Source organism: Kiloniella majae (assembly GCF_002118315.1).
GTDB lineage: Bacteria > Pseudomonadota > Alphaproteobacteria > Kiloniellales > Kiloniellaceae > Kiloniella > Kiloniella majae.
Genome location: NZ_MTSZ01000045.1, coordinates 1 through 250 on the forward strand (window position 1 = coordinate 1; position 250 = coordinate 250).

A 250-nucleotide genomic window follows, 5' to 3' on the forward strand; every position below is an offset into this window, starting at 1 on the left:
CTCCCTCTTCTTTCTCCCCCTCTCTCTCTTCCTCGCGCCTCCTTCCCTCCCCCCCCAACTCTTTTCTTTCCTCTCTTCTCCCCCCCCCCTCCCTCTTTCCCCTCCCTTCCGTTCCTTCTTTTCCCTCCCCCCTTCCGTCTTTCCGTTTTGGCTGGGCCGGCCTTCCCTTCTTTCCTCTCCCCCTGCCCCCCCCTTTGCTCCTCTTTCTCTCCCCCCCTTTTCTCTTTTGCTTTCTCCCTTCGCTTTTCCC

1 protein-coding gene is annotated in these 250 nt (G+C 59.6%); it reads right to left on the reverse strand.

Going from position 1 to position 250, the window contains the following annotated elements:
- Positions 1–250 (reverse strand): hypothetical protein (locus BKB51_RS21400; RefSeq protein WP_420843510.1); only part of this gene is annotated, 250 nt, incomplete at both ends.